General features: G+C 68.0%; 7 protein-coding genes. 3 read left to right on the top strand and 4 right to left on the bottom strand.

Annotated features, from left to right (window positions below):
* On the top strand, positions 1-1,112 hold a 1,112-nt coding region (gene tldD, locus EGJ34_RS20415), incomplete at its 5' end, for a metalloprotease TldD (protein ID WP_125362259.1).
* A gap of 14 nt (positions 1,113-1,126) precedes the next feature.
* On the opposite strand, the gene yjgA is transcribed toward tldD, so the two are convergent.
* On the bottom strand, positions 1,127-1,717 hold the full coding sequence (gene yjgA / locus EGJ34_RS20410) for a ribosome biogenesis factor YjgA (RefSeq protein WP_125362258.1): 591 nt from the start codon (positions 1,715-1,717) through the stop codon (positions 1,127-1,129).
* A gap of 68 nt (positions 1,718-1,785) precedes the next feature.
* Here yjgA and pmbA point away from each other — a divergent pair, with 68 nt between their 5' ends.
* A complete protein-coding gene (gene pmbA / locus EGJ34_RS20405) occupies positions 1,786-3,156 on the top strand; it encodes a metalloprotease PmbA (RefSeq protein WP_125362257.1) in 1,371 nt (456 codons plus the stop codon).
* Positions 3,157-3,279: 123 nt separating this feature from the next.
* Entirely contained in the window at positions 3,280-3,660 is a 381-nt protein-coding gene (locus EGJ34_RS20400; protein ID WP_125362256.1) for a DUF4870 domain-containing protein, read from the top strand.
* Positions 3,661-3,724: 64 nt separating this feature from the next.
* Here EGJ34_RS20400 and EGJ34_RS20395 read toward each other — a convergent pair whose 3' ends face one another.
* From EGJ34_RS20395 to tilS, 3 genes are all read right to left on the bottom strand, one after another.
* The gene (locus EGJ34_RS20395; RefSeq protein WP_125362255.1) at positions 3,725-4,603 is read right to left on the bottom strand and encodes a farnesyl diphosphate synthase; all 879 of its coding nucleotides are present in this window, start codon (positions 4,601-4,603) and stop codon (positions 3,725-3,727) included.
* Positions 4,593-4,853 (bottom strand): exodeoxyribonuclease VII small subunit, encoded by a 261-nt coding sequence (locus EGJ34_RS20390; protein ID WP_125362254.1) that lies wholly within the window; start codon positions 4,851-4,853, stop codon positions 4,593-4,595. Before EGJ34_RS20390 ends, EGJ34_RS20395 begins: the two co-directional genes overlap by 11 nt.
* 37 nt (positions 4,854-4,890) lie before the next feature.
* Positions 4,891-5,113: tRNA lysidine(34) synthetase TilS (gene tilS / locus EGJ34_RS20385; RefSeq protein WP_148100534.1), on the bottom strand; the 223-nt coding region annotated here is incomplete at its 5' end.

Genomic DNA, 5,113 nt, shown 5'->3' with positions numbered 1-5,113 from the left:
GTGCGCTGGCGCGTGGCAATGCCCGCGCGCTGTACCCGGCGCTGGATCCGATCGACGGCATGGGCAATGAAGCCAAGGTCGAGGTGCTCAAGCGCCTGGACCGCTATCTGCGTGCCGCCGATCCGCGCGTGCAGCAGGTGATGGTCAGCTTGTCCGGCGGTGTGGACACCGTGCTGATCGCCCGCAGCGACGGCGTGCTGGCCGGTGACATCCGCCCGCTGGTGCGGCTCAACGTGCAGGTCATCGTGGAGCAGAACGGCCGCCGCGAATCCGGCTATGCCGGCGGTGGCGGGCGCTACAGCTATGCCGAACTGTTTGCTGATGGTCGTCCGGAAGCTTTCGCCCGCGAAGCGCTGCGCCAGGCACTGGTGAATCTGGAAGCCATTCCGGCCCCCGCCGGGGTGATGAGTGTGGTGCTGGGGCCGGGCTGGCCCGGCGTGCTGCTGCACGAAGCAGTCGGTCACGGACTGGAAGGTGACTTCAACCGCAAGGGCACCAGCGTGTACGCCGGCCGCATCGGCGAGCGCGTCGCTGCACCCGGCGTCACCATCGTCGATGACGGTACCCTGGACGGCCGCCGCGGCTCGTTGAACGTGGACGACGAGGGTCATCCGACCCAGTGCACCACGTTGATCGAGGACGGCATCCTGGTGGGCTACATGCAGGACTCGCTGAATGCCCGCCTGATGGGCGTGGCCCCGACCGGCAACGGTCGCCGCGAGTCGTTCGCGCACATGACCATGCCGCGCATGACCAACACCTACATGCGCGCCGGCCAGCATGATCCGCAGGAAATGATCCGCTCGGTCAAGCGTGGCCTCTACGCGGTCAACTTTGGTGGCGGCCAGGTCGACATCACCAGCGGCAAGTATGTGTTCTCGGCCACCGAGGCCTATCTGATCGAAGACGGCAAGGTCACTGCGCCGGTCAAGGGGGCGACCCTGATCGGCAACGGCCCGGAAACCATGCAGAAAGTGCGCATGATCGGCAACGACCTGGCGCTGGATGAAGGCGTTGGCATCTGCGGCAAGGATGGCCAGAGCGTGCCGGTGGGCGTGGGTCAGCCGTCGCTGTTGATCGACGGCCTGACCGTGGGCGGAACCCAGGCCTGAGGCCGGGCATGCGCTCAGTCCTCGATCGCGCCGTCGTCGTCCTCGTCTCCGGACGGGGCGGCGTTGGCCGCGTCCAGGCCCAGTGCGGCCGGCAGCATCAGCCCGCGCAGCACCTGGTAGATTTCGCGGAACGCACGCGGCGGCTTGTTCTTCGCTTTTTCCGCCTGGGCGTTGCGCACCAGCGTGCGCAGCTGCTGGCGGTCGGCCTGCGGGTATTCGTCCAGCAGCGCGGCCAGCGCGGTGTCGCCGTTGCTGAGCAGGCGCTCGCGCCAGTCTTCGACCCGGTGCAGCATGGCGACTTCCCGGCGCGAGGTTTCGCTGTTGGCGTCCAGCGCGTTGCGGATGGCATCCAGCGTGGACTCCTCTTCGCGGCGCATGTGCTTGGCCAGGTAGGCCAGCTGGCGCTTGTGCGCGATATGCGCGGTAATGCGCCTGCACTCGGCGATGTGCGGCAGCAGGTCTTCCGGCACCGGCACGCGGGCCAGCTGGGCCGGGGTCAGCGAGACCAGCTTCTCGCCCAGCGCGAGCACGTCCAGCGCGTCGCGGCGCTTCTGCTTGCGGCTGCTGTCATGAAATTCACCGGTCTCTTCGTCGCGTCCGCGCATCGTTTTTCTTCCACATCCAATACTGTGCCCTGCGTTGCGCCGGGCACTCACCTGCACAGGATAAAGCATTGAACGTGATCTCCCCTGAAGCGTTGGCCGCCGACGACAGCCTGTCGCGCCTGGAACACCTGGCCGACCTGTCCCAGCAGCTGCTGGAGCGGGCCCGGGCACTGGGGGCGACCCAGGCCGAAGTGAGCTGCAGCGAAGAGCGCGGCCTGGACGTGAACGTGCGCCTTGGCGAGGTGGAGACGGTCGAATCCACCCGCGACCGCGGCATCGCGGTCACTGTGTACTTCGGCCAGCGCAAGGGCAGTGCCAGCACCGCCGACCTGCAGCCGGCCAGCCTGGAAGCCACCGTGGCCCAGGCCTGCGCGATTGCCCGCCATACCGAGGACGACGCCGCGGCCGGGCTGGCCGATGCCGCGCTGATGGCGCGCGAGTTCCCCGACCTGGACGGCTGGCACCCGTGGGCGCTGCAGGCCGACCAGGCGGTGGACCTGGCGCTGGCCTGTGAGGCGGCCGGGCGCGAGGCGGATGCGCGGGTCAGCAATTCCGACGGCGCATCGGCGTCCACCGCCACCAGCCTGTCGGTGTACGCGAACTCGCATGGCTTCATCGGCCGCGACCGCAGCAGCCATCATTCCATTGGCTGCGCGCTGATCGCCGGGCAGGGTGATGGCATGCAGCGTGATGGCTGGTACAGCAGCGCGCTGGCCCGTGAAGACCTGCAGGACGCGGCGGCGATTGGCCGGCGCGCAGCCGAGCGCACCGTGGCGCGGCTGCAGCCGCGCTCGATGGCCACCGCGCAGATGCCGGTGCTGTATGCGCCGGAAGTGTCGCGCTCGCTGATCGGCAGCCTGCTCGGTGCGGTGTCCGGCGGGGCGCTGTACCGCCGCGCCAGTTTCCTGCTGGACAGCGTGGGCACGCAGATCTTCCCGGACTGGTTCGCCATCGACGAACGTCCGCTGCTACGCCGGGGCCTGCGCTCCAGTGCGTTCGACGGCGACGGCGTCGCCACCCGCAATTCGGCGCTGGTCGCCGGCGGGGTGCTGCAGCGCTATGTGCTGGGAGCCTACTCGGCGCGCAAGCTGGGTCTGCAGACCACCGGCAACTCGGGTGGGGTCTACAACCTGCAGGTGCGGCCGAGCGTCGACGCGGGACTGGTGGAGCTGGCCCGGCAGATGGGCGAGGGCCTGCTGGTGACCGAGCTGATGGGCCAGGGCGTGAACGCGGTGACCGGCGACTACTCGCGCGGTGCGGGCGGCTTCCGGGTGGAGAACGGCGAGATCCAGTATCCGGTGGATGGAATCACCATCGCCGGCAATCTGAAAGACATGTTCTCCCGCATCGAGGCGGTGGGCAGCGACATTGATCCGCGCTCGCACATCCACGTCGGCTCGATCCTGGTTGGGCGGATGACGGTCGCAGGAAACGACTGACGCTTTCAGCGGTAACCGACGTTTTCAACGATTGACGCAATCGTTGGCGTATCCTATTGGCGCTGCCTGGGCAGGCGGGGAGCCTGCCATGCACCACCCAATACACTGAACAAGGAGTTTCACGTGAGCGACTTTGAAAACGTTACCACCCCGCCGCCGCCGGTCACTGGCGGTCAGGCACCGGCCGACCAGCGCACCATGGCCATGCTGGCTCACGGTCTGGGCATCTTCACCGGCTTCCTCGGTGCACTGGTGATCTGGCTGATCAACAAGGACGACAGCAGCAAGGGCTTCGTCGTCGACCAGGCCAAGGAAGCGCTGAACTTCCAGATCACCCTGATCATCGCCTACTTCGTCTCCGGCCTGCTGACGGTGGTGCTGATCGGCTTCCTGATGATGGGCGTCGTGTGGATCGCCAGCCTGGTCCTGTGCATCCTGGCCGCGGTCAAGGCCAACAACGGCGAAGCCTACCGTTATCCGTTCGCCCTGCGCCTGATCAAGTAATCAGCGTCGGCTGCGAAAGCAAAAACGCCCGGGATTCCCGGGCGTTTTTGTTTGCATGGGACCGTCAGTGATTCCGCTCGACCGCCATGCGGCCCAGTGCGCGCAGTGCGTCGGCGCGCTCGTCGTAGCCGGCCAGGCTGTCGTGCATGCGCTGGGTCAGTGCGACCAGTTCGGCCTTGGCACCGGCCATGCCCAGCAGGGCCGGGAAGGTGGACTTGGCCTGGGCCTGGTCCTTGCCGGCGGTCTTGCCCAGCTGCTCGGAGCTGGCTTCCACGTCCAGGATGTCATCGCGGACCTGGAACGCCAGGCCCAGCGCGCTGGCGAAATCGTCCAGCTGGTTGAGATCGCTCTGCGGCGCGTCACCGCACAGTGCGCCCATCCGCACTGCCGCGCGGATCAGCGCGCCGGTCTTCAGCGCATGCATGTGCTGCAGGTCAACCAGCGGCTGCAGGCGGCCGGTGGCATCGATGTCCAATGCCTGACCGCCACACATGCCCGCTGCACCCGACGCATGCGTCAACGCCTGCAGACAGTGCACGCGCAGCTGGGCCGTCAGCGGTGCGTCGGCCAGCAGGCCGAACGCGCGCGTCTGCAGCGCATCGCCGGCCAGGATCGCCGTCGCTTCATCAAAGGCGATGTGCACCGTCGGCCGGCCCCGACGCAGCGCGTCGTCGTCCATGGCCGGCAGGTCGTCGTGCACCAGCGAATAGGCGTGGATCAGCTCCACCGCCATTGCCGGTGCATCCATGGCGTGTTCGTCCGCACCGAAGATCTGGCCGCTGGCGTACACCAGCAGCGGACGCATGCGCTTGCCGCCGCCCAGCACCGCATACCGCATCGCTTGGTGCAGGCCCTGCGGCGCGAGGTCGGGCGAGGGCAGGCAGGCGTCGAGCTGGCTTTCAATCCGGTCGCGCCAGCGCGCGAACGTCGCCTCAGCCGTCATGGCTGGGCGGGTCGAAAGGTTCGGCGGTTTCGGGCCGGGCCGGGTCGCTGAGCAGGCGCACGCGCAGCTCGGCCTGTTCCAGCGCCTGCTGGCACTGACGGTACAGACCCACGCCGCGCTCGTAAGCACTGAGCGATTGCTCCAGGCTCAGGTCGCCGGTTTCCATCTTTTGCACCAGTTGCTCCAGCTCTTCCAGCGACTGCTCGAAGTGGGCGACCGGGGACGCGTCATTGGGGGACTTCTTGGGCATGGGCGCAAGTGTGATGCGCCAGCCCGATGGGGTCAATTCACGCCACGCCCGGCCTCCACTGCAGGCGGGCACTGTGTTCATCCAGCCACTGCTGCAGCGGTGCGGCAATGACCCGGTCCCCTGCCGCCAGCAGCGTGTCGCCGTCGTAGAGCAGGGGCAACTGACGGCGCTGCCACGGCGGCAGGCCGCTGTGCTGCAGCAGGTCCTTCAGTGCGTGCGAATGGCGGCGGCCCGGGAGCTGGATCCGCTCGCCCCCGCGC

Origin of the sequence: Stenotrophomonas sp. 278, assembly GCF_003935715.1 — a bacterium.
GTDB lineage: Bacteria > Pseudomonadota > Gammaproteobacteria > Xanthomonadales > Xanthomonadaceae > Stenotrophomonas > Stenotrophomonas maltophilia_AH.
Note: the sequence above shows the minus strand (reverse complement) of the source record. Positions and strands in the feature narration are given on the sequence as shown.